The organism is Flagellimonas sp. MMG031, from assembly GCF_040112705.1.
Taxonomy (GTDB): domain Bacteria; phylum Bacteroidota; class Bacteroidia; order Flavobacteriales; family Flavobacteriaceae; genus Flagellimonas.
On the sequence record NZ_CP157804.1, the window covers coordinates 752539 to 778486 of the forward strand.

Consider the following 25948-nt stretch of genomic DNA (forward strand, 5'->3'; position numbering starts at 1 on the left):
TTTGACACTAATTTTGCGAATTGGCACGAATTGGTTCTTTGTCATTTGAAATACCCTTTTGAACTTAAACCTTAAACTTTGAACCTATGTGTTGAACTTGACACTTGAGTTTGAGTGTTCCGGTTACTTCGCCAACATCAGTTTGGTAAGAATTCCCTAAAAGCACTTTTTTACCCTAAACCCTAAACCCTAAACCCTAAACCCTAAACCCTAAACCCTAAACCCTAAACCCATTTGTTTGTGAAGAAATGGCGGTTGCGAAGTGACATTTCTTATTTTTACGGTCTAAACAGTAAACTTCATACTATGAAAAAATTGTTATTCGCCCTTGTGGCCTGTTTTGCGCTAGTCACCGCCACGGCACAGACCGAAGAAGAACTAAAAGCCCAGATAGCTCCCAAAAAGGATTCCATTGCCGCCATTCAAAAGCGGGTGGATGCCCTACAGGCCAAACTCGATGCCTTGCCCGGCTGGAAAGTGGGCGCCTTTGGAACCATTGGCGGTAGCCTATCGGAATTCAATAATTGGTTTGCGCAGGGCATACCCAATAACTCCTCTGGCAACATCGGATTTACCGTAAATGCCTTTGCCAACCTGAAAGAAGAAAAGTTTTTTTGGAGAAATTCGGCCAATGTGAACCTAGCTTGGGTAAAGCTGGACGATAAGGACGATCCCACCGACGATGACAGTTTCCGACAGGCTACGGATGTATTCAATATTTCTTCCCTGTACGGTAGAAAACTAAGCGAGAAGTTTGCGATTTCTGCCTTGGCGGAATACCGTACCACTTTATTGAGCAATTTTAACGACCCCGGTTACCTTGATTTGGGTGTGGGTGCTACGTGGACGCCCATTTCGGACCTGGTAGTGGTCATACATCCGCTCAACTACAACTTTGTGTTCAGTAGCGAGGATACCATTTTTGAGTCGTCCATGGGTGCCAAGATTGTTGCAGACTATACTAAACAGATAGGAGCGGTGAGTTTTAAGAGTAACCTTTCCCTTTTTCAGAGTTATGAGAGCAGCAATTTGAGTAACTGGACCTGGATCAACTCATTTAGCTATACCCTTTGGAAAATGATTGGGGTGGGCTTTGATTTTGGTTTGAGGAACAACAAGCAGGAAACGCTCAATTATATTGTGAACAATGCTCCAACACCAAATCCGGATGCCACTTTTGATACCATTGACAACGAACTGCAAACGTACTGGACCCTTGGGTTGAGCTACAAGTTTTGACGTGCAACTTTTGCATACAAAAAAAGCCCTCTTTGCGGAGGGCTTTTTTGTGGGGTGAAAAATGTTTTTCAAGTTTTTAAGACCATGGTCTAAGTAGGTTAAGATCTGTAAGATCTGTGCGTGACACTAAAATGACTTAAAAACAAAGTGAAAGTAGATCATCTGTGGTCACGCCCTAAACTTTTGTTGTGAACAGGTCCAAAAATGTTGTGAAATAGGCAATAGGTTGCCGTTCATCGATAAAGTCTACCCCTCACTATATTCATCCAGATGCTCTGGATACAAAAAGTTGTTGTAAGGGAAACGGGTCACATGGATGTTCCTCACCGCGTCGTACACCCGCTTGCGGAATTCGTCCATGTTTTCCTTGTTCAAAGCGGAGATAAAAAGTGCCTTATCGCCCATCTTGTTGAACCAGGTTTTTTTCCAATCCTCCAAGGTAAAGTGGGCCGTGGTTTTTTCCGTGACCAAGTCATCTTCATCGATGGTTTCGGGCTGGTACTGGTCAATTTTATTGAAGACCATTATACATGGCTTGTCCGAACTATCGATTTCGTCCAAAATGTGGTTGACGGATGCGATATGCTCTTCAAAATTGGGATGGGATATATCCACTACGTGCAATAAAAGGTCGGCCTCTCGAACTTCGTCCAAGGTACTTTTAAAACTCTCCACCAACTGGGTGGGCAGTTTTCGGATGAAACCAACGGTGTCGCTCAACAAAAAAGGGAGGTTGCCCAAAACCACTTTTCGAACGGTGGTGTCCAAGGTTGCAAAGAGTTTGTTCTCGGCAAATACATCACTTTTGCTGATTACGTTCATTAAGGTAGATTTACCCACATTGGTGTATCCTACCAAAGCTACACGAACCAAGGAACCCCGGTTGCCCCGTTGGGTTTCCATTTGTCGGTCGATTTTGGCCAGTTTCTTTTTGAGCAGGGCAATGCGATCGCGGACAATACGTCTATCCGTTTCGATTTCCGTTTCACCCGGTCCACGCATCCCGATACCACCCCTTTGTCGTTCCAAGTGCGTCCAAAGTCCGGTTAGTCGAGGTAAAAGATATTCGTACTGCGCCAATTCCACTTGGGTGCGGGCGTAACTCGTCTGTGCGCGCTGGGCAAAAATATCCAAGATAAGGCTAGTTCGGTCCAGTACCTTACAGCGAAGCAGTTTTTCAATATTGTTTTGCTGGGCAGGGGAGAGTTCATCATCAAAAATAACGGAACCGATTTCGTGTTCCTTCACATATTGACGCACCTCTTCCATTTTACCACTACCGATATAGGTTTTCGGGTTGGGCACATCGATGCGCTGCACAAATCGTTTCGCCACTTCGCCACCGGCCGTATAGGTCAAAAACTCCAACTCATCCAAGTATTCCTTTACCTTGTCTTCATCTTGATGTTGGTTCAACACACCGATCAGTACCGCCTTTTCATATTCTATGGACTTCTTTTCTAGCATCAAATGGGTTTAGGATACAAATTTACACAATGTTTGGCAGCTATTTTTGTGGTTGGCTATTGTAATCTTGGAGAGCTTACGTTACAGCAAATTAAAGTAGGAATAAGGCTACACATCGTAAAAGTGAATTTTCACAACACAAATCGGTAAATCACTATGTATTTCATCGAATAAAGTAGGAATTTTATCGATAATACTTACGTTTTCTCATATATTCGTAGTCCAAATCTTACCTAAACTTAAACTATCATGGACTACAGATTTCCTTTTTCGGCTAAGGGAGCAATCTTCTCCATTTTATTTTCGCTTTTGGGCGTGGGTTCCATCCTAGGACAAACACGAGACACCAAAGAGCAAGTTAGTTTCGATTATGAGTACGGAAATATGTCCACATTCATTTCCGAGATGGAAGCCGATTATGAGGCTAAGCTAAAGCTAATAGGTGAGTTGGTCAAATCCAAGAATATTACAGTTACAGAAAAGAGAACCGATGGTACCGAAATTGCGCTCGAAGACGTAGGTACAGATGGTACTCCTTTATTCTATACAACTTTAAATGACCCTGCATCCCAAACTTCTAGGGCCCACACCCTATATGATAAAGGCCTTCTCAATTTGGGTCTATCAGGAACCCAAATGGAAGTTGGCGTATGGGATTCCGGTGTAGCACTATCTTCCCATCAAGAATTTGATGTTCGTGCCAAAAACGCTGATCAAGCCAATGAAGTAAGTCTGCACGCTACCTTAGTGACCGGAAATTTAATCTCTGCCGGCGTGGAGCCCAATGCTAGAGGTGTTGCCTACGGCGCGGAGGCTTTAACCCACGATTGGAGCCGAGACAAGATTGAAGTGGCCGAAGCAGCTGCCAACGGACTTTTGTTGAGCAACCATTCCTACGGAATACTTTCGGACCGGGTGCCGGATTGGTACTTTGGCGCTTACATTAAAGTTAGCCAAGATTGGGACCGAATCATGTATAATGCGCCACATTATTTGATGGTGACCGCTGCAGGCAATGCTCAAAAATCTTTTGATAATGATGCTCCCAACTTTGGGAAAACAGCTGATGGGTTCGACTTACTATTGGGCTTTACTACCACCAAAAACGGATTGACCGTGGCCGGTGCCAATACCGAAATCGATAGTAACGGCGATTTAAAAAAGGCATCCGTTGCTGGATACAGCAGTTTTGGACCCGTGGATGATGGTCGTGTAAAACCTGACTTGGCCGGAGATGGCGGAAACATTCTTTCCACCAGTTCAGCCACCAATAGCAGCTACCAGGTTTCTTCGGGAACGTCCATGGCGGCGCCAGGAGTGACAGGGTCACTTTTGTTGTTGCAACAGTATCACGAAGAGCTTTTTGGTTCGTATATGAAAGCTGCCACCCTTAAGGGATTAGCCCTTCATACGGCTGATGATGTGGATGCCAAGGGACCCGATTACAAAATGGGTTGGGGTATTATGAACGCCAAAGCTGCTGCTGAGGTCCTTCAAAATAAAGACTACACTACTTTGGTAAATGAGGAACGGTTGTCCAACGGGGAAACTTACACCATTACCGTAAACGCTATGGAAGGAGTTCCGTTGATGGCCTCGATTTCATGGACAGACCCAGCTTCGGAAAACATTAACCGAGGAGAATTGAACAGTACTGCTGCCGCTTTGGTCAATGATTTGGACATTCGTATCACCAAGGATGGACAAACGTATTTTCCTTGGAAACTCAATCCAGCCAAAGCAAACGATGCTGCCACCAAGGGCGATAATAAAGTTGATCCCTTTGAGCGCTTAGAAGTGGAGCAAGCTAGCGGAACCTATACCATCACCATTTCACATAAAGGAACATTGACCACCGGCCTTCAGGATTTTTCCCTGATCGTTACTGGAGCCCAAGTTTCTGAATGTTCGATTGAAACTCCTTCCAATCTGGATTTGGATAATGCTACGGAAGATGGAGCTGCCCTCTCTTGGAAGGAAGCCAAAGAAACCCTTTTCGAGATTCAGTATAAAAGTGTGGATTCGGACGACTGGAACAGTGAATTGACTTGGGAAAGCAGCGTTGAGCTTAAAGCCTTGGAAGTAGGCAAGGTTTACGAAGCGCGTGTGCGTTCCATCTGTACCGAAAATGTAGTGTCCGAGTTTTCGGAGCCTATCGAATTTGCGTTTAATGGAGCTGAAACGGCATTGATTGAAAATGCGCCCATGTTTATTCCACAAGAGTTGACTATATCCGTTTACCCAAACCCCACAGTGGATTATTTAAATGTGAACGCTGAACTGTCAAAAGATGCTGAATTTTCCATTGTGACCACTTCTGGGAATGTAATCCAAAAAGGGAAAACCCAAGGCTCCATTAATGTATCCTCACTTTCCGCCGGACTATACGTTTTGGTGGTACAAGATTACGCCGGAATTAAGAGTACCAAGTTTTATAAAAACTAATTAGTTGTTTAATTCCGAACGGTTGCTGAGCGGGGGTCATTGAGCGAAGTCGAAATGAGTCGAAGCATGATACGGTATCCATTTGAAAAGTTCAAATTCAAACATCAAGTTCAAAAGATGACTGCCCTCTTGGGTCTTGCATCTTGATTCCTGTCTCTTGACTCTTATTTCTCGGCTCTTGTTTCAATTTTAATTTCTAAACTTTTTTGATTTCATCATCACGCAATAACTCCTCATTCTGCAGTCGCAGGAACACTTGGGCCGTGGTCACCACATCCAATTCGCAATAGTTGATGATGCGGTCGATGTCCTTTTCTTTGTAGAACACATCCTTTACCATACTGCCGTCCATATCTTCTTTTGGAGATGGAATCCCAAGGACATAAGCAAGCAGTTTTAGGGAGGTGTAATGTTTGTAGTCGCCAAACTTCCAAAGCTCCATAGTGTCCAAATGGGGCACTTCCCAAGGCTTTTTTCCGAAAAGGTCCAATTTATAGGGAAGGTTAATGCCATTGATCACCATTCTACGAGCGATATAGGGGAAATCGAACTCCTTGCCATTGTGTGCGCATAAGAGGTGCTTGGTTTGACTAAAATGGTCTTGCAGTAGCTGCTTGAACTGTTTAAGGATTTCAATTTCCTCACCGTGAAAGGATGTAACCCTAAAATTTCGTTGTTCACCTTTGTGGACAAAATAGCCCACGGAGATACAGACTATTTTACCAAACTCGGCCCAAATGCCCGCCCGTTCGTAAAATTCTCCGGGTGTGTATTCGTCCTTGCGTTGGTACTGGGTTTTCTGTTCCCACAAAAGTTGGGCGGTTTCCTCCAGATCGGTGAAATTTGGGTGTTGGGGTACGGTCTCGATATCCAAAAAAAGGATATGCTTCAGGTTAAGTTTATAAAGCATGGCAATACATTAAAAAAGAGTCGTCTGCTTGGCAGGACTCTCGTGTTCCAATAACCATTTTTTTCTATGCAGTCCACCTGCATATCCTGTGAGGTCTCCGTTGGTTCCGATGACACGGTGACAAGGAACCACAATCCAAAGTGGATTTTTGCCATTGGCCGAGGCTACTGCACGAATGGCCTTTACGTCACCGAGTTGTTTGGAAAGTTCCAAATAAGAAATGGTTTTTCCAAAGGGAATTTGCAAAAGGGCTTCCCAAACCTTTTTTTGAAAATCGGTTCCCGAAGGGTTGAGTTGAAGCTCAAATACCGTTCGGTTTCCTTCAAAATATTCTTCAAGTTGCTCAACGGCATCCTTTAAAACCGCTGGAATTGTACCTTTTGGTTTTTTACTCTCCAATACGGTAATCGAAGCCAGTCCATTTTTATCGCCTATTAACTCTGCGATTCCGATAGGGGTCTGTATACAAGCATGTTCCATCACTCTATTTCATCTTCATCTTCAATAATTCCTAATCGCTTGGCGCGCGCATGCCAGTTCTTTCTGGCGAGCTTCTGGAGGTCTTCCACATTGTCACTTTCATCCATGATCTCGAATCCGAGCAAGGTTTCTATCACATCCTCCATAGTCACCAATCCGCTTACCGATCCATACTCGTCCACTACTAATGAAATGTGTTCGCGTTTCTGCACAAATTTTTTGAAAAGGTCGTTGATGGACTTGCTCCGGTTGGTTACCAACAACTCCCTTCGGATGGTGGCCAAGGTTTCGTTCCCTTTTTTGTTGACAATGGCTTCCAACAATTCATCCTTGAGAAAAAAACCGGTAATGTTGTCCATCCGATCTTTGTACAAGGGTATGCGGGAAAAACGAAGGGGTCTATTTTTCTCAAAAAACTCCTTGATGGGCATATCTTCAGAGGCAACCTTCATCACCGTTCGTGGTGTCATGACATCCCGAGCCAGAATTTCATCAAAATACAGCAGATTTTTGATCATCTTGGACTCCGATTCCTTGAAGACGCCTTCCTCGTGCGCAATTTCCGTCATAGCGCTAAAATCTTCACGGCTCAACACGCTGCCGTGCTCGCCTTTGGCACCAACGAGTTTGGTGAAGAGTTGCAAAAGCCAAAGCAATCCGGTCCATTTTAAAACGAATACCATGATGTTTAGTGCCTTACTGGTAAAGTTGGCCAGTTGTTTCCAAAAAGTCGCTCCAATGGTCTTTGGAATGATCTCTGAGGCCACCAGAATCAATATGGTCATCAACGTGGAGACAATTCCGACCATCAAATCTTCCGTAAAGGCAAAACCAAAAAGGGTCCGTTCTGTGGTTCCATAGATTTCCGCATAAGCTACCTTCGCCTGTACCCCCACCAAAATGGCTCCCACGGTGTGGGCGATGGTGTTCAAGGTCAATATGGCAATAAGCGGTTTGTCCACATCCTTTTTAAGGGATTCCAAAGTGGCTGCATAATCCTTGCCTTCTTGCTTTTTTAAGTTAATAAAGGTAGGGGTGACACTGAGGAGCACCGCTTCCAAGATGGAGCACAAAAAGGAAAAGAAAATGGAAATTAGGGCGTAAAAAATGAGTAGTCCCATAGGATGGCCGAATCTTTTGTACCAAGATAGGGAATAGGAATCAATTTTGAATGGGTAATACCATAGCTTTATAAAAAACATCCTGCAGCGCAGTTCGGATGTTCAGCTCATACAATTGGCGATGGCTACGTGACGGATAAACGCGGTTTGATAGAAAAATAAAGGTCAATCTGTTTTCAGGGTCGGCCCAGACGAAAGTTCCCGTAAATCCCGAATGGCCAAAACTTTTGGGGCTGGCCAAGGGGGAAGGGTAGGCTTCGCCCAAAGGAAGTTCTGAATTGTTCAGCAGCGGCTTGTCAAAACCCAATCCACGACGGTTGTCGTTTTCGGGATATTGAACTTCGGTAAATTCTTTTACGGTTTCGGCTGAAATCAATTGCTGGCCATCAACCTTGCCGTAATTCTGATAAAGCAGCATCAACTTGGCGAGGTCGTCCGCTGTGCCGAAAAGGCCGGCATTCCCCGATACACCTCCTTTGAGCGATGCATTTTCATCGTGTACCCAACCTTGTACCACCGTTTTTCTAAAAATGGAATCCATTTCGGTGGGAACAATTGCATTTGCGTAATAATTTTCCTTTGGAAGATATCCCAAGGTATGGCAACCCAATGGTTGATAGAAATTTTCATCCAAATAGGTTTGATAATCGGTTCCTGTCAGCTGTTCAATCAATTGGGGGAAAAGCAAGAACGAGAGTCCCGAATACACATACTTCTTTTCATCGGAGACCTTGGAGCGATTGATGATTCGGTTCATCTTTCGTTCAAAACGATGGTTGATGTACAGCCCATCGTACACTTGTGCCGTAAATCTTTTGCTGGATGAAGCATGCAAGAACCGCCTTTTGAGGGCACCATTCTTCCGTAATACTTTTTTCAAAAAAACGATATAGGGTACCAACCCTGCTTGATGCGCCAAGATTTCCCGAAGCGTGAGGTCTTTTTTATCCTTTCGGTGTCGCCAAGGCTTCCAATATCTGCTGAAAGGTTCATCCAAATCGAGCTTTCCCTCATCTACCAACTTCATCAAAGCAGGCAACGGTCCCGAGATTTTGGTGACAGAGGCCAAATCGTACAAATCGTTCAAGGCTACCGGCTGGATGCTATCGTAGGTTTGAAAACCATAGGCTTTGTGGAAAATAATGGTATCGTTCTTGGCCACCAAGAGCTGCGCTCCGGGAAAAGCCAAGCTATCGATGCCCATTTCCATGATGGAATCCACCTTTTGGTTGATGAAAGCCTCATCGAACCCTAATTGGGAGGGTAAGGCATGGATAAGCTCGCGTTGGGCAAACCCCAAGTGCATCACTAAAATGAAGAAGAGTATCGAAGTGGTTCGTATTTTCATTTTGGCTGAGGTTTATCCCAAAGTTCGGATAAAATCCTTCGCAACCCTTCGACTGCGCTCAGGGCGACGAAAAAGAATCAACTTATTAAGGTTACTGCATCTTTAGCAAAATACGAAGCGATTATATCGGCACCTGCTCTTTTGATGGCCGTGAGCTGTTCCAGCATAACCGCATCGTGGTCCAACCAACCTTTTTCGGCAGCAGCTTTTACCATGGCGTACTCCCCAGAAACTTGGTAAACGGCTACTGGCACTTCCACCTCATTTTTGATTTCCCTAACAATGTCCAAATAGCACAAGCCTGGCTTTACCATTACGATATCAGCCCCCTCATCAATGTCCATTTGGGTTTCTTTGATGGCTTCATACCGATTGGCATAATCCATTTGATAGGATTTTTTGTCCTTGGGCACATTGGCAATGTCCACTGGAGCGGAATCCAACGCATCGCGGAAGGGACCGTAAAAGGCACTGGCATATTTGGCGGAATAGGCCATAATTCCTGTATTGATGAATCCTTCATCTTCCAAAGCTTCGCGAATGGTCAAGATCCGGCCATCCATCATATCGCTGGGTGCTACAAAATCGGCACCTGCCTGGGCATGGGATACACTCATTTCGGCAAGTACTTCGGCAGTTTCATCATTCAGGATCTGTCCCTCTGCCACGATACCGTCATGGCCGTAGGATGAAAAGGGGTCAAGGGCAATATCCGTCATCACCAGCATTTGGGGAGAGGCATTTTTTACGGTTTTTATGGCGCGCTGCATCAAACCGTTGGGGTTAAGGGCTTCGGTGCCTTTGTTGTCCTTCAGTTTATCATCCACTTTAACAAAAAGGAGCACGGAACACAATCCCATGTTCCAAAGTTCCTTTACTTCCTTCTCCAACTGGTCCAAACTCAACCTAAAATAATTGGGCATGGATGGGATTTCTTCTCGGATTCCTTTTCCTTCGGTCACAAAGAGCGGTACCAAAAAGTCATCTGGTGTCAAGGTGGTTTCCCGAACCAATCTCCGGATGGATTCGGAGGCACGGAGTCTTCTATTTCGTATAAGTGGGTACATATGCTAAGTATTAAGTGTTGATCAAATGTCTATTTCCCCGGTCAAATAAAGTACGGCTTTGCCTGATATTTTTACGCGGTCGCCCAAATATTCACAGACCAAATCGCCTCCCCTTTTGGAAAGTTGCTTGGCCGTCATTTTGGTTTTTTGAAGAACTTCCGTCCAATACGGAACCAAAGAGGTATGGGCCGAACCGGTTACGGGGTCTTCGGGAACACCGCAGGCCGGGGCGAAAAAACGGGAAACAAAGTCCACTTCGTCCCCAGGCGCCGTCACAATAACCCCACGAACATCCAATTGCGCCAATAAGTGATGGTTGGGTTCCAAGGCTTCAATCTCTTTTTGGGAGCGATAGACCATCAAGTAATCGGTTTTCCCTTTCAGGGTTTTTATTGGACTTTGTCCAATAGCAGCGTCCAACTCGTCAACATTTTGAATGGCAATCAGGTGGTCTGTTGGGAAATCCAAGGTAAGCCAACCATTATCAGCCTTGTCAACGCTGAGGTTTCCACTGCGTGGTGAATAAAACTGAATGGTATTTTCGTCAAATTCATAAAAGTGAAACAGCACAAAAGCAGTCGCTAAAGTGGCATGTCCACAAAGGTCCACTTCCACTTCTGGGGTAAACCAGCGAATCTCGTACTGTTCATCTTTTTTAACTGCAAAGGCGGTTTCGGCCAGATTATTCTCTTGGGCTATCTTTTGCATCAACTCTGGGCTCAGCCACGAATTTAGGATGCAGACGGCCGCTGGGTTACCGCCAAAAGTCCGATTGGTGAAGGCATCGATTTGATATATTTTCTGTCTCATAAGCTAGGTTTGCTATCAAAACTACGGATTAAACCCAATTTTTCGGCTCTTTTAGCACTTCTATCAGTTTGGCTTCCTCACTTCCTTTCTCCGGATGATGGTCGTAGCGCCATTGTACGTGAGGAGGTAGACTCATCAGAATACTTTCGATACGGCCATTGGTTTTGAGCCCAAAAAGGGTGCCTTTGTCGTGTACCAAATTGAACTCCACGTAGCGGCCACGACGAATTTCTTGCCAGTCGCGTTGTTCTTTGGTGTAGGAGAGATTCTTTCTTTTTTCAACAATGGGTGCATAGGCTTCCAAGAAACTATCGCCAACCTCGGTGACGAAGTTGTACCAATCTTCCATGCTGGTTGCATCCGTAGCCTTGCAGTAATCGAAAAATAATCCGCCAACCCCACGGGCTTCATTTCGATGGGCATTCCAAAAATATTCGTCACATTTCTTTTTGTAAGTAGGGTAAAACTCTGGATGATGTGCATCACAGGCCTTTTTGCACGTCTTATGAAAATGAACGGCATCCTCGTCAAACAAATAATAAGGGGTGAGGTCCTGTCCGCCGCCGAACCATTGATCTACGATGTCCCCATCCTTGTCATACATTTTAAAATAGCGCCAGTTGGCATGCACGGTGGGAACCATTGGACTTTTGGGATGAATCACCAAACTGAGGCCGCAAGCGAAAAAATCCACGTCTTCCACACCAAAGTAATTTTGCATGCTCTTGGGCAGTGGACCGTGTACCTTGGAAATGTTGACACCGCCTTTTTCAAAAACAGTACCGTTTTCAATCACCCGGGTTCTGCCCCCTCCCCCTTCTTCACGCTCCCAAAAATCCTGTTGAAATTTGGCCACGCCGTCCAATTCTTCCAATTTGGTGGTTATGGTATCTTGTAGTTGCTGAATGTATTCGTAAAATTTATCCTTCATTGTTCTAAAATATGTACCATTCGGTTTTTATATTCAGACAGGTCTGTGTTAGTGTCGATTTTAATGGATTCCGAGGTCATTTCCTTCATCAATGCTACGATTTCCTGCTCGGATTTTAGTAGGTGTTGTGTAAAAACCAAACGACCAACCTCATTGTTGTGCAAATCCATGGCCCTTGGCAGGGGTTGATTTGGAAATGAATCCTCGTGCCAATCCGTCACTTTTTTGGCCCAAGCTAAAACGGTCTTTTCGTTGCTGTGCCAATTAAAGCATCTTTTCGCAATTAAATAATTCCAAAAAGCATGTCTAAAGGCATTGGCGGGCCCATTTTTATGATGCAACTTTCCATAGTTTTGGGTGGAAATGGCAATGCAGTCCTTCGTAGCCTTAACGGTGGGCAGCACCAGATGAGGTCGGCTGAAACCAATACCTATAACTTTCAGTATATTTTTTAAATCGACCCGTTTTAGTACTGCAACAAGGTTCACCCTTTGTATTCTTTTACCGCGTCAATAAACGCTTTTGCGTTTTCTACAGGAATGGTGGGCAATATGCCGTGGCCCAAGTTCACAATGTATTTATCCTTGCCAAAATCACGGATCATTTGCGTGACCATTTCCTTAATTTTCTCAGGTGGGGACAGTAAACGCGCGGGATCAAAATTCCCCTGAAGCGTAATATTTCCGCCGGTCAAATACCTCGCGTTTTGTGCGGAGCAGGTCCAATCTACCCCAACAGCCGAAGCGCCGGAGTTGGCCATATCTTTGAGGGCGAACCAACACCCTTTTCCAAATACAATAACGGGAGCTTCCTCTTTTAATGCATCAACAATCTGCTGGATGTATTTCCACGAAAATTCTTGGTAGTCCTGTGGTGAGAGCATGCCGCCCCATGAGTCAAAAACTTGCACAGCGTTTACCCCGGCTTTTACCTTGGCCTTGAGGTAGGCAATGGTGGTGTTGGTTATTTTTTGAAGCAGTTCGTGTGCAGCTTCAGGCTGGGTAAAACAGAACCCTCGTGCCTTATCGAAACTTTTGCTCCCTTGTCCCTCCACACAATAGCAGAGAATGGTCCACGGAGAGCCTGCGAACCCGATCAAAGGAACTTCGTCGTTCAACTTTTCCTTGGTTATGGTAATCGCATCCATCACATACCCCAATGAATCTTGGATATCGGGAACGATTACTTTGTCCAAATCTGCTTGTGAACGGATAGGATTGGGGAGGTAAGGTCCAAAATTGGGCTTCATCTGCACCTCAATGTCCATAGCCTGTGGAATTACCAAAATATCACTGAACAGAATGGCTGCATCCATACCGTAGCGGCGTATGGGCTGCACGGTAATTTCAGAAGCCAATTCAGGGGTCTGGCAGCGGGTAAAGAAATCGTATTTTTTACGGAGTTCCATAAACTCGGGCAAATAGCGCCCTGCTTGTCGCATCATCCATACGGGTGGACGTTCAACGGTTTCACCTTTTAAAGCTTGAAGGAACAAGTCGTTTTTGATCATAAATTTTAATTTGTCATTCCTGTGCAGACAGGAATCTTTTATATTATTTTTGGTTTCCGCATCATGCTTCGACTACCCTCAGCATCAAGTGCGGAATGACATTTCTTTTATCGCCTGGACCAACACGTTTTCTACGGTCGGCTTATTGGCAACTATTATTTTGTTTGAATACTTTCTGGCCTCAGCGGCGGTGGTATCTCCAATACAGAAGAGGGTGCTGTTTCCTACTGAATTTTCCAAAAGATAGCTTTGGATGCCACTTGGGCTAAAGAACAAAATACCATCAAAATTGCGTTGAAACGCTTTGGAATTCAAATGAGTGCGATACACTTCCAATTCTTTATACTGAACGTTATTTTTTGTCAGTGTTTCAGGAAGTTCATCCCTCCGCTTGTTGCCGCAAAGAAACAAAAAGGATTTGTGTTGATGCTTCTCCATGATAATCCTGGCCAAATCCGAGGCGTTTTGGGCCATTTCCAACACTTTCATTCCATTGGTTTCCAAAAATCTCTTGGTTTTTTCTCCGACGCAAAAGGCAGCGAACCGCGATGCATCTGAATGTCTGGCTTGTTCCAAAAAAGCATTCACTGCGTTTTTGCTCGTAAAAATATAGTTCACTTGGTCCAAAGGAATTCTCACGTCAACCAGCTCAATTTTTAGGGCATCGTACTCCACTAATCCCAAACCGGAATTTAAAAAAAGCTCTTTTTGGGCCAAGCTCAACATTTTAGTGGACAGTATTGTTTTCATTTCTGATTTGCTGCATCAATTTATCACCACCTTTTTGCAATACCTCTTCCGCACTACGTTTACCTAGCCCTTGGGCTTCGGATAGTTTCACCTCTTTTTTGATATCGATTTTCTGCTTTCCATCCAACGAAAAAACAACGCCTTCAAAATAAACCTTTTGGTCTTTTATTTGGGCCAAAGCCCCAATGGGTGCGGTACAACCACCCTCCAAGGTCCGCAAAAATTCACGTTCGATAGTTGTGGACAATTCGGTTTCGGTATGGTTGAGTTGGGATACGGCTTCTTTGGTGAATGCATCATTTTCCATGGCCACAATGAGCATAGCACCTTGTGCGGGTGCAGGAATCATCCAATCCAGTTGAATGGCATCTTTGGGCAACAATTTGATGCGTTCCAGTCCTGCCTGGGCAAAAATGGCCCCTTGCCAATCATTCTCAATTAATTTTAAGAGACGTGTATTCACATTTCCCCTGAGGTCTACCACGGTATGATGGGGATATTTGTTCAACCATTGGGCCTTTCTGCGCAAACTTCCGGTGGCAATGGTAGCCGGTTGGTCCTGTTCCAAAAAACCAGAACCTTTGTGCACCAATATGTCATGGGTCATGGCGCGCTCCAATACGGCTACTTGCACAATACCTTTGGGAAGTTGCGTAGGAACATCTTTCATGGAATGGACGGCAATATCAATGTCGCCCTTGAGCATGGCCACATCCAAGGTTTTGGTAAATATTCCGGTAACTCCCAGTTCGTAAAGCGGTTTGTCCAGCACTTGGTCCCCCATCGATTTGGTGGGCACTAAAATAGTGTCGTACCCGAGCGCTTCCAGTTTTTGTTGCACGGTGGTAGCTTGCCACAGCGCGAGTTCGCTGTCGCGGGTTCCAATGCGGATAATTTTGCTCATTTGGAATGTAGTTCTAGCTGAAAGACCTTTTGTATCAGTTCCAGGCTATCATCGGTATCGACCTCGTTGCTCTTTAGGTGGTTGGCAAACTGCTTGGTGATTTTTTGGATGATACGGTCGGAGATGATTTCCGCTTGTATTTGGTCGAATCCTTCAATTTTTTTGGTCTGAAAGTCGATTTCCTCGGCTTTCATGGTGTTGAGTTTGTCCTTTAGGGCATTGATGACCGGGGCAAATTTTCGGCTTTCCAACCATTTGAGGAAATCCTTTTTTACCTTTTCTATGATGGCTTCCGCTTTGGGAACATATTCCTTTCTCTTGGACAGGGTCTCGTCGGTAATTTGGGAAAGTTGGTCCAAATGCACCAAGGTCACATTGTCCAATTCCCTTACATCATCAGAAACGTTTTTGGGCACCGATAGGTCCAAAACCAGCAAAGGTTTTTTGGGATGGATGATGGCCTTGGAAACGGTGGGCAATTGAGCCCCTGTGGCCACCACTAAAATGTCGGTTTTTCGGATTTCCGTTTGAAGGTCGCCATAATCTTTTACCGTCAATTGGAACTTACCGGCAATATCTTCCGCCTTCGCACGCGTTCTGTTGATCAAAGTGATATGGGAATTATTGGAGTGCTTCACCAAATTTTCACAGGTGTTCCGTCCAATCTTGCCTGTCCCGAACAACAAAATGTTCTTGTTGGAAATGTCGTCTACATTATCCAAGATATATTTAACCGAGGCAAAGGCAACCGAAGTGGCACCAGAGGAAATTTCTGTTTCGTTTTTGATTCGCTTGCTTGCTTGGATTACCGAATTACACAAGCGTTCCAGGAAAGGATTGGCCATATCCTGCTTTTTGGATCGGTAAAACCCTTGCTTTATTTGGCTGATGATTTCAAAGTCGCCCAGAATCTGACTGTCCAGACCAGTGCCCACTTTAAACATATGAGATATGGCATCGTGATTTTTGTACACGTAGGCCACTTCCTGAAATTCTTCAACGGTACCAGGGGTTTCGTCGCACAGCAATTTGATAAGTTGGTAGGGGTGTTGTGCAAAACCGTATAGTTCGGTTCTGTTACATGTGGAAATAGCCAACAGGCCATCAATTCCAAATTCCTTTGCCTTGCCCAAAATACGGTCAATAGCAGGAACATCCAGACTGAACTTTCCTCTAACCTCTGCATCTGCCTTCTTGTAACTCAACCCAATGGCATAGAAGGAATTATGTTTTGAAATATGGTAGTCCCTCATAAAGGATATAAATCGCAGCACAAAAATAACAGGCTTGTAGGTCAAAAAATAACGCTAGCGGTACTATAAATGACCATCGCTGCCATTTTATGTTTTATTTTTGATAAAAATGATGGTAAGCACTGTTATTATTGATAAATTAGCTTAAGCAGTATACAATTTAGAGCGATTCTAAATTAGTAGGAAAACAAAATCAGACGAAGAATGAATGTGAAAAATATCGCTAGCGGTTCTTATGATGAAATTTTGGTGGAAGATGGCTTTTACATCCTTAAAATCCAAAACGATACCCAAGAACCAAAACTTATTGAACGGGATATCGACAGTACCTATATCCAGTTTCATTTCTGTTTGAAGGGCAAATCCAAGTTCAACTTTAATGAAGGGAATTACTATTTGGAAGTCAACGAGGAAAACTCGCTCTTGCTTTACAATACCCAGAAGGATTTGCCGCTTGACTTAGTGGTCTCGCCAGGGTCATGGTTGCTTTCCGTGGTGATGACCATTAGAAAGTTCCACGCCCTATTTTCCAACGAAGCGGATTACATTCCTTTTTTGAGCGAGGAAAACAAGGAAAAGAAATACTATTCCCAAGAAATGGTATCGCCTGCCACAGCCGTTGTACTGAGCCAATTGATGAACTACAACCTGCATCCATCCATAAAAAAATTATACCTGAAAGGGAAGGTGTATGAATTGATTTCTCTCTACTTCAACAAAACCGAGGATGCCGATTTGGAACAGTGCCCTTATTTGGCGGATGAAGATAATGTGCGCCGTATCCGGATGGCCAAGGAAATCATGATTTCCCGTATGGCCGAACCGCCGACCTTGGCCGAACTATCACAAGAAGTTGGCTTGAGCCTTAAAAAATTAAAGGAGGGTTTTAAACAGATTTATGGGGACTCCGTTTTTGGATTTTTGTTCGATTATAAAATGGATTATGCCCGAAAAATGCTGGAAACCGGCAAACATAACGTCAACGAAGTAGGATTAAAGGTCGGATACAGCACTGCTAGCCATTTTATAGCCTCTTTTAAAAAGAAATTCGGTACTACGCCCAAAAAATATTTAACTTCAAACGTCTAAAGGTACCCTTATGAAATTCATACCACTTTTCTTGCTCGCTCTTTGTTTTACGCTTCCCATTATGGCTCAAGATGACCCTACCATCGAGGCCGAGGCGAAAAAAATGCCTGAATTGGTGCTGGTATTTACCAAAACGGAAGGCTACAGGCATAAATCTATTGAAAAAGGGGTCCAAACCTTAAGGGAATTGGGACGGCAAAATGGTTTTATTGCCTTGCAGACGGAGTCGGGTGAGGACTTTACGGTCCAAAATCTAGGTAACTACAAGCTTGTGGTGTTTCTGAATACCACCATGGATGTCTTGGATGCTACACAGCAACGGGCTTTTGAGTCTTACATAAAAAGTGGTGGCGCTTATATGGGTGTTCATGCTGCGGCAGATACCGAATATGACTGGTCTTGGTACGGAAAGTTGGTAGGGGGTTACTTCGATTCCCATCCTAGCAACCCCAATGTCCGAAAAGCGACCATCAATGTGGTCAACAAGTCGCATCCGGCAACGGAACATCTTTCAGATACTTGGATACGAACCGATGAGTGGTACAATTACAAAACCCTAAGTTCGGAAACTACGGTGTTGCTCAATTTGGATGAAAGCAGCTACGAAGGTGGCACCAATGGCACCAACCATCCGATTGCATGGTATCAGGAATTCGATGGGGGCAGGGCTTTTTACACTGGTGGCGGCCATACCGATGATTCTTATGATGAACCCATGTTCCGTCAACACCTTTTGGGAGCCATCGAATGGTGTTTAAAGCGGAAGTAAGGTCGGTCTCGCTACTATAATTCCAATATTGCTTTTGATGTTTTTGAGGTAATCCGCCAAAGGCAATTCAGAAATTTCCACCTCCCCGTTTTTGCTGGAAGCATGCAATAAATGCAGTCGCCCGTCCGGTTGATGAATGGCAATGCCCGTATGGGTCACGTCCAAACCTTTTATGGAAGTGGCCAGCGCAATAATGTCACCCGATTTAATGAGCTGTTCCTTGCTTTCGATTTGATCCTTGGGCAAGTAGCAAAGCTTTTCCTTGGCAAGCTCTTTTTCCACCGTAAGCATGGCTTTAAAATTCGTATCGTTGGCCAAAAACGGATACAGATCACGATGGGTGCCCATAAAGTTGATGGGTTTTTCCAACGCAACACCACCCAATTCTGCAGTAATATCCTTCACCAAACCTTTTTTCTCGTTGTTCCGAATCCATTCCGTAAAGTAATGCAAACGAGAGGGATAACCTTTTAAATCCCCATTTCTGTACCGAACGGTCTCCAAGTTCTTGGTAAAACTTTCAAAATTGGTCTGTTGACGTTTCAGCATCAAACTAAACGCCATGACATTTTCCACAAAGGTGGTGCAGTCCAGTCCACCAAAATTGATTACCAAGGTTTCCTTATCCCCAACTTCCAGTGTTTTTTCCACATAAGGCGTTCCCAAAAAAGACTGTCCCACCAAGGCAATGGTATCTCCCAGACTCGATGCCCTTGTTTGCTTTAGATCGGCGATTTTATGCTCAAACAAGGATTTGTCCTCAGGAGAACAGGTGATGTGTTGGGCATTGGCGAAGCCTCCCAACATCAAAAGGGCCATGAATATGCTATTTCTCATTAAAACCGTTTTTATGTTCAACCGATAATCGGGTGGTTCTGGCAATGCTCTCCGGATAGTTGTCCTGTAAATACACAATAAGTTTTTCGCGGAGATGGACCCGTAAATCCCAAGCTGTGGGAGAATCCTTGGCACTTACCAAACATCGGATCTCTACATAATTGGGTTTGGTATCGGTTACTTGTATTACGTTCACATTGCCGTCCCACAGGTCGGTATCCTTCAAAATTCGTGTCTGTTCCTCGCGCAGTTGATCAAAAGGGACATTGTAATCTACATAAAGGAATACGGTCCCCATCAGCTCTGAAGAGGTTTTCGTCCAATTCTGAAAGGGTTGGTTGATAAAATAGGGCGTCGGTACGATCAAGCGCCTTTTGTCCCAAATGCTCACTACCACATAGGTCAGGGTAATCTCCTCAATGCGGCCCCATTCACCCTCCACAATGACCACATCATCCAGTTTTATGGGCTGTGCAATGGCAATTTGGATACCTGCCAGAATGGTCCCGATGAACTGCTGGGCCGAAAACCCAATAATGATTCCCGCTACACCTGCCGAGGCAAAAATGCTAATACCCACTTCGCGGATTTCCTCAAAGCTCATCAGCATAAATCCTGTGGCCAAGAGGATAACAATAAAAATAAAGATCCGTTCCAAAATGGTAAACTGGGTGTAGACCTTTCTGGCCTTTAAATTATCAGCTTCTCCTATGTCATAATTTTGGATGACCGCTTTTTTAATGATTTTAAGCAGGGCAATCATTACCCATGCCATGGCAAAAATGAAAAGAATGGTACTGATTTTTCTAAACCAGAAACCAGCTTCCGATAGGTTTAGAATGTCCCGCAGTGCTTTCATGCGAAGCAAGACGGAGAGAAAAATGAGAATCAATGGAAATGCCAGCCGTTTAAAAGCGGTTTTGGGCAATAAATAGTTAGGGTTTTTTCCCAGTCGTTTCAGGACTACGGAAGTGACCCAATAAAGTATCACGAGCACAACTAGGGTCACACCTAAATAAATCAGGGATTCTTTGGAAACATTGTCGTAGAAAGACTCCATATTTCCAAAAATAAGATAGAATGGTCAAGAAAGGAAGAATGGTTAAACAAAATCGAGAAACATTATTTGATCATAAGAAAGAATTTGGATGTGAAAAAGGTCAAGTCCACTACGTGTTGTATTTTAGCGACCTAAACTAAAAAGCCGTGAAAAAAGGAGTTTTATTGGTCAATTTGGGATCTCCGGATAGCCCAACCGCAAAGGATGTAAAGCCGTATTTGGATGAATTTTTGATGGATGAGCGTGTTATCGACGTAAATCCTGTGTTGAGGAACATCATTGTGAGAGGCATCATTTTGAATTTCCGTCCCAAAAAATCTGCTGAGGCCTATTCCAAAATTTGGTGGGAAGAAGGTTCTCCCCTCATTATTCTGTCCAAACGTTTCACGGAAAAAGTACAAAAGCATACCGACCTTCCCATTGCTTTAGGGATGCGCTATGGCTCCATGTCCATCAAGGAAGGATTGCAGGAATTGAAGGATAAGGGCGTTGATGAGGTTTTTTTGGTGCCATTGTATCCGCACTATGCCATGTCATCCTACGAAACCGTGGTGGTAAAGGCACTGGAGGTGCAACAAAAGGACTTTCCTGAGATGCACTTAACAACCCTTCCCGCTTTTTACAGCAACCCGGATTACATCAAAGTACTATCCAAAAGTATTGCTGAAGGCTTAAAGGATTTTGATTACGAACATATCTTGTTTTCGTATCACGGAATTCCCGAAAGGCATATCCGAAAATCTGACCCTACCAAGTTCCATTGTAAACTGGATGGCCAATGCTGTAAGACCAATTCCGTGGCACACCATACCTGTTACCGTCACCAGTGCTACGATACTACCGAGTTGGTCATCAAAGAGCTTGGGCTTCCAAAAGATAAGGTCAGCACTTCGTTCCAATCCAGATTGGGGAGCGATCCATGGTTGCAGCCCTTTACGGATAAGGAGTTTGAACGTCTAGGTCACGAAGGCATCAAAAAACTGGCAGTGATTACCCCTGCGTTTGTGAGTGATTGCTTGGAGACCTTAGAGGAAATCGCCATGGAAGGACAGGAGCAGTTCGAAGAAGCCGGTGGAGAACATTATAAACATGTTCCCTGTTTGAACGACCGCGACGATTGGGCCGAACTAATGGCCAACTGGATCAAGGATTGGGAGGAAAAAGGAGCATTGCCCGAAACCCATATCCGATAAATTCCGTAAGAAGAATAAAAGAATTGCTATGAAAATTGAAATCTTGGAGCAAGAACTCCAACCTCTTCGGGAACAACTCAAGAACCATCCGCTATACGCCCAATTGGAAACCATTGAGGACATCAAGACCTTTATGGAGAGCCATGTGTATGCCGTTTGGGATTTTATGTCACTTTTAAAGGCGCTTCAGCAGCAGCTTACCTGCGTTGGTTTGCCTTGGCATCCGGCAACGGATACTGCTGTAGCCCGATTCATCAATGAGATTGTGTTGGAGGAGGAGAGCGACTTTAATGAAAAAGGAGAGGCCAAAAGTCATTTTGAAATGTATTTGGATGCCATGAAAGAAGTTGAAGCTGACACCCAAAAAGTGGAAGCAACAATTTCTTCGTTTACGGATTTGGCAACGATATCTGCCCAAATTGAGAAGGCTGACCTCAATGAAGCAGAAAGAGACTTTCTTCAGTTCACTTTTAAGGTCATCAATACCCAAGAACCGCATATCATCGCAGCTGCTTTTACTTTTGGTCGCGAAGACTTGATTCCCGATATGTTTTTGGGCATTATCGAACAATCGGGCGAACAGGGCGCTAGCCAATACAAGAAACTGGAGTACTACCTGAAAAGGCACATCGAGTTGGATGGGGACGAGCATGGACCTTTAGCGCTGCGCATGATCAAGGCGCTTTGTGGTTCCGATGACCAAAAATGGAACGATGTTCTGGAGCACAGCAAACAGGCATTGCACTATCGAATAGCGCTTTGGAACAGTATTGCTGAAAAACTGAAGGAGAACAAAGGTAATTTGGTGAATGCGTTGTAGTTTTGAAACAACTATAGCATTCACCTTATTGTAAACCCAAAGAATACCCACTGGCATGGCCAAAATAACCTCCGATGAACTGGGACAGGAACCCATTGGAAAATTACTGATCAAACAAGCTGTACCCGCTTCCATCGGTATTTTGGTGATGTCCCTGAACGTGCTGGTGGATTCCATTTTTGTCGGAAATTGGATCGGGCCCATAGCCATCGCTGCTATCAATGTAGTGCTGCCGGTATCCTTTTTTATTGCCGCCCTTGGAATGGCCATCGGTATTGGAGGTTCCAGTATCATTTCCCGTGCACTTGGTGCCAACAACCGCGAAAAAGCCCTAAAAACCTTCGGTAACCAGATTACCCTGACCTTATTGGTAACCATTACCATGGTGGCCCTTGGGCTTTACTTTGTGGATAGCCTGATTCCGGCCTTTGGAGGGAAAGGTTCTATTTTTGGACCTGCGAAGATTTACTACACCATCATTTTGTACGGAGTTCCCTTCTTGGCGCTCTGTATGATGGGAAATTCGGTCATCCGTGCCGAGGGCAAACCTCGCTTTGCCATGATAGCCATGATCATCCCATCCGTTGGGAACCTGTTGATGGACTACATCTTTATTTATGTGTTCGATTGGGGAATGCACGGGGCCGCATGGGCGACCACGGTGGGCTATTTGCTTTGTTTCTTTTACGTATTCTATTTTTTCCTGTCCGACAACTCCGAACTTAAGATAGATGTTTCCCATTTTGGATTGGACCGCCCCATCCTCCGTGAAATCGGTTCCTTGGGATTTGTGACATTGGCCCGCCAAGCTGTGACCAGTATTGTCTACTTATTGATGAACAATATATTGTTCAATCTGGGCGGGGAGGCCATGGTCGCGGTGTACGCGATTATCGGCAGGATGTTGATGTTTGCCCTGTTCCCGGTTTTTGGGGTTACTCAGGGGTTTTTGCCCATCGCGGGCTACAACTATGGTGCCGTCAAATACGATCGGGTGAAGGAATCCATCTACACCGCCATTAAATATGCGGCCTTGGTCGCAACCTTGGTCTTTATAGTGCTGATGGTCTTCCCGTCCGAAATCGCCTCCCTGTTTTTGAGCAATCGACCAGAATTGTCCGCAGAAGAAATCGCCACCAACAATTTTGTGCTTGCGCATACACCTTTGGCCATGCGCTTGGTCTTTGCCGCAACCCCTATAATTGCCATTCAGTTGATCGGGGCAGCTTATTTTCAGGCCATTGGGAAAGCTACCCCAGCCTTGTTGTTGACCTTGACCCGTCAAGGCTTCTTTTTTATCCCTTTGATTTTGGTACTGCCCAAATTTATGGGTGAAATAGGCGTATGGCTTTCGTTTTGTATTGCAGATGTGCTATCGACCATTGTAACCGGCTTCTTTCTTCAAAAGGAAATCAAGAGCGAACTCTCCTAAACCTCTTTATTTTGATTTAGAATGTTTAATTTGGGTGGCCTAACTAAACATCCATGAAAAATAGTATTCTAGCGGGCTTAGTTGCTGTTTTAGCAATCGCTTGTGCAGAAAAACCTCAAGAAAAACCCATGTACACCCTATTTGTTGGCACCTATACCGATGGCGATAGTGAAGGCATTTATACGTATTCCTTTGATGCGAATACAGGGGAGCTTTCCAACCAAAAACTGGCGGCGAAGTTGACCAATCCCTCCTATTTGGCCATTTCGGAGGATAAAAAGAACCTTTACGCCGTTCAGGAAACTGCCGATTTTGATAGTTTGGGCGGAGGCGTTACCGCGTTTCGTTTGGAAAAGGGAGCACTAGAGCTTCAAAATAGCAGAGGAACCCAAGGGGCACACCCCTGTCATGTGTCACTTTCGGGTAATGGCCAATTGGCCGTAGCCAACTATACGGGAGGCAATGTTTCCATTTTCGCCCTCAATGAAGATGGCTCGCTGGCCGAGAATCCGCAAGTAATCGACCACAAGCCATTGGATTCCGTTAAGACATCGCATGCACATATGGCTCAATTCACTCCAGAAGGGCTAATGGTGACCGATTTAGGGCTGGATGCTGTTAAGCGCTATCAGAAAGAAGAGGAAAAGTTTACTCCAGCTGAACAATTCTCCCTGACCTTTAAAGATGGGGCAGGACCCCGCCATTTTACCTTTGGTAAAGGTGGACAATTGCTATATGTCATCAACGAGTTGAACAGTACCATTTCCATTTTTGAAAAGGATACTCAGGGTGATTATCAAGAAGTTCAAGTAGTGCCAACCTTGGCTGCGGATTTTGATGGGGAAAGCTTTTGTGCCGACATTCATCTCTCACCTGATGGCAAGTTTCTGTATGGATCCAATCGAGGAGAAAATACCATAGTGATTTTTAAAGTGGATCAAGATTCAGGACGATTGGATTTGGTTGGTAGGGAGTCGGTCCGCGGTGATTGGCCTCGAAACTTTTCCATGGACCCCACGGGCGAGTTTTTATTGGTAGCGAATAAAAAGACCAGCAATATTGTGGTGTTCAAAAGGGACTTGGAAAAGGGTACGTTAACTTTTTTGAACGAAACCAGTCATCCCAATCCTGTTTGTTTGGTGTTTGAGTAAAGCTGGTCACATCGAGTGGAAAAGCGAAGCGTTTTTGAATCGAGATACTGTTGTTTTAAGTTCTCGATATAATTTCCTTGGGAAATCACTCGAACTGACTCCTTATTATTTTTTAGAAAGCAACACAATCACACCAATTACGGCTATCACTACAAGAACAGTAAAGAATATTTTCCAAAAACTATAAGGTCGTGTGCCGGATATCTGTCCATTCTCCCCATTGATGAAAAAATTGTACTCCTTACCACTATACCGATAGGCACTCACATAAACGGGCAACAAAATATGCTTAAACGTTTCCTCGGACAGTTTCATGTCCATGGAAAGCACGCGTTGGGTGTCCCCGCCAATATCACGCCTACACCAGGTTTCGGCAATACCTCTGGCCACTTCTTTGGATTGCAGGTGACCGTCATTGAGCGGGATGGTATATTTTTCGGTTACAAATCCTGATAAAAATCCACTGTTGAACGGTTGGAGCTTTTTCAAATCCCAAAAGGCGATTTTACTTGGGATTCTTCCCGCCTTTTGATGTGATGCTTTGATGAGCGTATCGTCCACAAAACCGGAAACCTGACCGGCTGCTGGATACCATCTTGTTTTCCGAACCCTTTTGGTTACCATTTTGCCATTGGAGTCGCGAACCCTTTTGGTCTCATAATAATACTCTCCGCGTTGGCCGGTGTAGGAAGCGTAAAGCTGCGCATCAAAGGTCCAGTAGGGCAAATACAAACCTTTGGTGAATTGAGGGTCCAGTGCCGCCTTTTTTAGATTGTTGGGAGCGAACCACAATCCTTGTACCCATTTCTTAAAAATGGCAAAAGATTGCTTTTTGTCGATTTGGAAGGGAAGTACGGCGCCTGGTAAAATCCATTTTTCGGTATAGGCGTCTGCAACTACCAAGGGTTGACCGCAATATACACAATGAAGGGACTTGTAATTTTCTTCCACATGCTGATCGGCACCACAATTTTTGCAATGCAGCATGGAAATCTCCTCACTGTGCCTTTGGGCGCCCATTTCCTTAAGGAAAGGGTACAGTTCCAATTCCTCGAACCCGTTGTCATCCAAGGCAATGGTCTCCATGTGTCCGCAATATTCGCAGCTTATCTGGGTAGTGCCAGGCTTGTATTTAAGCTCTGCACCACAATTGACACAGGCTTTTTTGAGTTCGGTCTTTTGGATTTTTTGCTCTTCCATAGATTCATTCCCGCGAAGGCGGAAATCTTGATTGTTTTTTTGGATTCCTGTTTTCACAGGAATGACAAGGTAATTGGTACTTTTGTTGTCATTTCGAAGGAGTTCACGACTGAGAAATCTCAATTGCAACACTGAGATTTCTCAATCGTTGCTTTGCAACTC

Annotated in this window: 24 protein-coding genes; 8 read left to right on the top strand and 16 right to left on the bottom strand. The window is 44.5% G+C overall.

What is annotated here, in order from left to right; all coding sequences use genetic code 11:
- Positions 1-306 precede the first annotated feature (306 nt).
- A complete protein-coding gene (locus tag ABNE31_RS03340; protein WP_349352364.1) occupies positions 307-1239 on the top strand; it encodes a DUF3078 domain-containing protein in 933 nt (310 codons plus the stop codon).
- Between the two features lie 246 nt (positions 1240-1485).
- Here the strand turns inward: ABNE31_RS03340 and hflX are convergent, their stop codons facing one another.
- Positions 1486-2706 carry a GTPase HflX gene (gene hflX / locus ABNE31_RS03345; RefSeq protein ID WP_349352365.1) on the bottom strand — a complete coding sequence of 407 codons (1221 nt, stop codon included), beginning with the start codon at positions 2704-2706 and terminating at the stop codon, positions 1486-1488.
- Positions 2707-2955: 249 nt separating this feature from the next.
- Here hflX and ABNE31_RS03350 point away from each other — a divergent pair, with 249 nt between their 5' ends.
- Positions 2956-5151 carry a S8 family serine peptidase gene (locus ABNE31_RS03350; protein ID WP_349352366.1) on the top strand — a complete coding sequence of 732 codons (2196 nt, stop codon included), beginning with the start codon at positions 2956-2958 and terminating at the stop codon, positions 5149-5151.
- Between the two features lie 196 nt (positions 5152-5347).
- On the opposite strand, the gene ABNE31_RS03355 is transcribed toward ABNE31_RS03350, so the two are convergent.
- From ABNE31_RS03355 to hemA, 12 genes are all read right to left on the bottom strand, one after another.
- Positions 5348-6061: a 3'-5' exonuclease gene (locus ABNE31_RS03355; protein ID WP_349352367.1), complete on the bottom strand. Its 714-nt coding sequence runs from the start codon at positions 6059-6061 to the stop codon at positions 5348-5350.
- A gap of 9 nt (positions 6062-6070) precedes the next feature.
- Complete coding sequence (locus ABNE31_RS03360; protein ID WP_349352368.1) at positions 6071-6541, bottom strand: methylated-DNA--[protein]-cysteine S-methyltransferase; 471 nt, start codon at positions 6539-6541, stop codon at positions 6071-6073.
- On the bottom strand, positions 6541-7662 hold the full coding sequence (locus ABNE31_RS03365) for a hemolysin family protein (protein ID WP_179383342.1): 1122 nt from the start codon (positions 7660-7662) through the stop codon (positions 6541-6543). Before ABNE31_RS03365 ends, ABNE31_RS03360 begins: the two co-directional genes overlap by 1 nt.
- Before the next feature lie 40 nt (positions 7663-7702).
- Positions 7703-9010 (bottom strand): serine hydrolase, encoded by a 1308-nt coding sequence (locus ABNE31_RS03370; RefSeq protein WP_349352369.1) that lies wholly within the window; start codon positions 9008-9010, stop codon positions 7703-7705.
- A gap of 77 nt (positions 9011-9087) precedes the next feature.
- The gene (gene hemB, locus ABNE31_RS03375) at positions 9088-10077 is read right to left on the bottom strand and encodes a porphobilinogen synthase (protein WP_349352370.1); all 990 of its coding nucleotides are present in this window, start codon (positions 10075-10077) and stop codon (positions 9088-9090) included.
- Between the two features lie 21 nt (positions 10078-10098).
- Positions 10099-10887: a PhzF family phenazine biosynthesis protein gene (locus ABNE31_RS03380; RefSeq protein ID WP_349352371.1), complete on the bottom strand. Its 789-nt coding sequence runs from the start codon at positions 10885-10887 to the stop codon at positions 10099-10101.
- Positions 10888-10915: 28 nt separating this feature from the next.
- Positions 10916-11818, bottom strand: a complete 903-nt coding sequence (hemF, locus tag ABNE31_RS03385) for an oxygen-dependent coproporphyrinogen oxidase (RefSeq protein WP_349352372.1) — start codon at positions 11816-11818, stop codon at positions 10916-10918.
- The gene (locus ABNE31_RS03390) at positions 11815-12306 is read right to left on the bottom strand and encodes a hypothetical protein (RefSeq protein WP_349352373.1); all 492 of its coding nucleotides are present in this window, start codon (positions 12304-12306) and stop codon (positions 11815-11817) included. The genes hemF and ABNE31_RS03390 overlap by 4 nt, the downstream gene beginning before the upstream one ends.
- A complete protein-coding gene (gene hemE, locus ABNE31_RS03395; protein WP_349352374.1) occupies positions 12303-13328 on the bottom strand; it encodes a uroporphyrinogen decarboxylase in 1026 nt (341 codons plus the stop codon). Before hemE ends, ABNE31_RS03390 begins: the two co-directional genes overlap by 4 nt.
- Before the next feature lie 84 nt (positions 13329-13412).
- Complete coding sequence (locus ABNE31_RS03400) at positions 13413-14078, bottom strand: uroporphyrinogen-III synthase (RefSeq protein WP_349352375.1); 666 nt, start codon at positions 14076-14078, stop codon at positions 13413-13415.
- Entirely contained in the window at positions 14056-14982 is a 927-nt protein-coding gene (hemC, locus tag ABNE31_RS03405; RefSeq protein ID WP_349352376.1) for a hydroxymethylbilane synthase, read from the bottom strand. Before hemC ends, ABNE31_RS03400 begins: the two co-directional genes overlap by 23 nt.
- A complete protein-coding gene (gene hemA, locus ABNE31_RS03410) occupies positions 14979-16235 on the bottom strand; it encodes a glutamyl-tRNA reductase (protein WP_179383750.1) in 1257 nt (418 codons plus the stop codon). The genes hemC and hemA overlap by 4 nt, the downstream gene beginning before the upstream one ends.
- Positions 16236-16439: 204 nt before the next feature.
- On the opposite strand from hemA, the gene ABNE31_RS03415 reads away from it, so the two are divergent.
- Positions 16440-17324, top strand: a complete 885-nt coding sequence (locus ABNE31_RS03415; RefSeq protein WP_179383350.1) for an AraC family transcriptional regulator — start codon at positions 16440-16442, stop codon at positions 17322-17324.
- 10 nt (positions 17325-17334) lie between these two features.
- Positions 17335-18093: a ThuA domain-containing protein gene (locus ABNE31_RS03420; RefSeq protein WP_349352377.1), complete on the top strand. Its 759-nt coding sequence runs from the start codon at positions 17335-17337 to the stop codon at positions 18091-18093.
- Here ABNE31_RS03420 and ABNE31_RS03425 read toward each other — a convergent pair.
- Together ABNE31_RS03425 and ABNE31_RS03430 are read right to left on the bottom strand one after the other, a co-directional pair.
- Entirely contained in the window at positions 18079-18930 is an 852-nt protein-coding gene (locus ABNE31_RS03425; RefSeq protein WP_349352378.1) for an N-acetylmuramoyl-L-alanine amidase-like domain-containing protein, read from the bottom strand. The genes ABNE31_RS03420 and ABNE31_RS03425 overlap by 15 nt on opposite strands.
- Entirely contained in the window at positions 18920-19990 is a 1071-nt protein-coding gene (locus ABNE31_RS03430; protein ID WP_349352379.1) for a mechanosensitive ion channel family protein, read from the bottom strand. Before ABNE31_RS03430 ends, ABNE31_RS03425 begins: the two co-directional genes overlap by 11 nt.
- Positions 19991-20136: 146 nt before the next feature.
- On the opposite strand from ABNE31_RS03430, the gene hemH reads away from it, so the two are divergent.
- Genes hemH through ABNE31_RS03450 form a run of 4 tightly spaced genes read left to right on the top strand, consistent with a single transcriptional unit; the run spans position 20137 to position 24586 of the window.
- A complete protein-coding gene (gene hemH / locus ABNE31_RS03435; RefSeq protein WP_179383354.1) occupies positions 20137-21183 on the top strand; it encodes a ferrochelatase in 1047 nt (348 codons plus the stop codon).
- A 28-nt stretch (positions 21184-21211) separates the two neighbouring features.
- Positions 21212-22003, top strand: coding sequence for a DUF3050 domain-containing protein (locus ABNE31_RS03440; RefSeq protein WP_349352380.1), 792 nt, complete (start codon positions 21212-21214; stop codon positions 22001-22003).
- A 55-nt stretch (positions 22004-22058) separates the two neighbouring features.
- Entirely contained in the window at positions 22059-23435 is a 1377-nt protein-coding gene (locus ABNE31_RS03445) for an MATE family efflux transporter (RefSeq protein WP_179383356.1), read from the top strand.
- Positions 23436-23488: 53 nt separating this feature from the next.
- Positions 23489-24586, top strand: coding sequence for a lactonase family protein (locus ABNE31_RS03450; protein WP_349352381.1), 1098 nt, complete (start codon positions 23489-23491; stop codon positions 24584-24586).
- Between the two features lie 105 nt (positions 24587-24691).
- Here the strand turns inward: ABNE31_RS03450 and ABNE31_RS03455 are convergent, their stop codons facing one another.
- On the bottom strand, positions 24692-25786 hold the full coding sequence (locus ABNE31_RS03455; RefSeq protein WP_349353023.1) for a DNA helicase PriA: 1095 nt from the start codon (positions 25784-25786) through the stop codon (positions 24692-24694).
- Between the last annotated feature and the right edge of the window lie 162 nt (positions 25787-25948).